General features: G+C 34.4%; 3 protein-coding genes. 1 reads left to right on the forward strand and 2 read right to left on the reverse strand.

The features are described 5' to 3' along the window. Positions 1-223: 223 nt before the first annotated feature. Positions 224-652, reverse strand: coding sequence for a MarR family winged helix-turn-helix transcriptional regulator (locus AC06OU_RS00055; protein ID WP_475853279.1), 429 nt, complete (start codon positions 650-652; stop codon positions 224-226). 121 nt (positions 653-773) lie between these two features. Between AC06OU_RS00055 and AC06OU_RS00060 the strand changes: the two genes are divergently transcribed. Then, positions 774-1,361, forward strand: a complete 588-nt coding sequence (locus AC06OU_RS00060; protein WP_475853280.1) for an NAD(P)H-dependent oxidoreductase — start codon at positions 774-776, stop codon at positions 1,359-1,361. A gap of 135 nt (positions 1,362-1,496) precedes the next feature. Here the strand turns inward: AC06OU_RS00060 and AC06OU_RS00065 are convergent, their stop codons facing one another. Further along, the gene (locus AC06OU_RS00065) at positions 1,497-2,531 is read right to left on the reverse strand and encodes an ATP synthase beta subunit C-terminal domain-containing protein (protein ID WP_475853281.1); all 1,035 of its coding nucleotides are present in this window, start codon (positions 2,529-2,531) and stop codon (positions 1,497-1,499) included. Positions 2,532-2,628 lie beyond the last annotated feature (97 nt).

Genomic DNA, 2,628 nt, shown 5'->3' on the forward strand with positions numbered 1-2,628 from the left:
CTCCTTTCCCTTGTACAAATATATTTTTATTTGTAGTTTTTCCCTGAATTCGTGTTCTTAAACAAATAAGAGATCCCTAAACATAACAACAAAAAAAGAGGCGGGGACATGCCCTCCTCTAACTTCTAAAAAAATATGAAAAATTTATTAAGCAATGCTTTTCCTTTTTTATGTCAGCTCGCTCGAGAACAAAGCACCGTTTAAGATTTCCGGCTTTTCTCAATTAATAAAATAATTTTTCTTGAAGAACATCAAGGGCATCCTCAATTTCTTTTAAATCTTTCTTCGTAGAATTTTGTATTCGATTTAGAAAGCGAGATTCAATGTTTTCAAAGGCTTCTCTCATAAGGAGTTCTCCATCGCTCGAAAGGCATACATACTGTTTACGTCGATCCTCATTGTCATTAATCTTTTCAATTAAATTTTTTTCACTCAACTTTTTTAGCTCACGACTTGTATTCGGCATAGAGACATAAAGACATTCACTAATATCACTTGGCGTCACTGGCTGATTTACCGTGATATATTCCAATATATTGTATTGTACTGGTGTAATGAGATCTGACTTGGCGTTTTGTGTTAATTCATGAGTCACTCGATGAACTGAAGTTGTAAATAATATTAGCTTATTAAAAAGGGTTGTTTTGTCCATATCGCTCACCTCTTAGAAACCAACATAACAAAAACGTTATCATTTTACAATTATCATTTGACAACTAAAATGAAGAAGTGATATTATTTACTTATCAAATGATAAGTAAATGAGGTGCAAGATGAACGCGTTAGTAATTTATACTTATCCTAATCATACAAGCTTAAATTATGCTTTTTTACAGAAGATCATTAAAGGCTGTGAAGAAAATTTAAATATAAAGGAATTACAAGTACTAGATTTATATAAAGAGAATTTTAATCCAGTTCTTGTGTTTAATGAGAATAAACGAAGACGAGATATGCACGTAGATAGTTCTATTCAAACGTATAGAGAACAAATTACATGGGCTGATAAGATAATTTTTGTCTATCCAATTTGGTGGGGAAGACCCCCTGCAATGCTTATGGGATACATAGACCAATTATTTGCTTCCAATTTTGCTTATAGGGATAAGAAAGGGCTTTTCCCGGAAGGATTATTAAAAGGAAAATCGGTTGTATGCGTATCTACCATGAAGGGCCCTACACATTATCCATTAATTTGGTTAAACAACTCTCATAAAATATTGATGAAAAAAGCTTTATTTAATTTTGTCGGAATAAAAAAAGTGAAATTTTTTGAATTTGGTAACATGGAAAGTCCATCAGGGAATCAAGGAAAAAAATTAGATAAAATTCACCAATACTTCAAAAGGATTAGATATTAAATGTTAAATATTTAGTATGAAAGAGGTTGATATTAATGTAGAAGTAAACGCCAAAAATAAAAAAGGTGAAATCGCTAAGGATCTCGCCTTTTTCACTTAAAACTAAATATTCCCTTTCAATTTTTAAGTGCAACTTTAGCTCAAGCACCCAATAAACTTTAACTTCTCTACACTTTCCTGATCTTGTTTTCCTTCTAAAATTGCTTCCACATCATTTAACGTTTGTTCTATAGAAACAACTTCTCCTGGACCAGTGAATTTTTCCGCAACATAGAATGGCTGCGTCAAATATGCCTCTAACCTCTCTCCACGATCATAGGTTGCTTGCTCCCCTTCCGGAAGCTTTTGAATCCCATGTACCATTACAATAGAACGTAATTCTCTATAACGTCGTAGTAGCTTTTGGGCGCGTTGTCTTAAACCAAAATGACGTTGGTCCACATCCGTTCCCTCCATTATCGATGACGTCGAATAGATGGGATGAATAGCTGGATACATATGACGAGTTGCAAGGTCTGCATCTAACTGCCAAACCGTTTCTAATGGTCCAAATGGCATTTCTTCATCCACTACATCTCCAGATAAGTCGACTAAAATAGTTGTAATACCCTCTATATTGTCCGAAAGAATTTTTTCCTGCAAATCTAATAGTTCCCCCGAAATAATATAACTTCTATCAGTAATAAAAACTGCTTCCCCAGATATGTGTGCGAGCTTTTGATATGCTTCCTCTATAGAAGTAGTTACAATATCAGCTAACTCCGTGGTCCCCTCTAATTCACTATGCTCTTCTTTTGGCAATAAAAACACGGAAGTATAGTCTTCTTTAAAACGATGCATGAGCTCGGCTAGTATTACTAGCTGTCCCATTCCAGGTCTAGCAACCAAGCCCGTGGTGCCTCCCTTTACTAATGGCGCAAAAAAATCCAATGCTTTAATTTGAGTTTCAATCATGTCTTTCTTCTCCCCCCGAATGATTAATTCATCTACCGTGCAATTTGCTAAGGAAGCTAAACCAACAAGTGTCCTTACCTCTGCTTTTCCTAAATCGATTTTCCCAGTGCATAAGTTAGAAACTGTAGCAGGACGTATTCCAATGGATTTAGCTGCAGTCGTTAGGTTTGGCACTTTACGTCGTAGTAAAGCAACATTTAATCTTATTTCTTCCACATTATCCCTCCTTCGTTACTTTTAATAGTAATTTAAATTACTTTAAAAAGCAATATTTTATTTTTCAAACGTAAATAAATTTACGCTACAAAGAAAC

The sequence above is a fragment of the Psychrobacillus sp. genome, assembly GCF_056205495.1.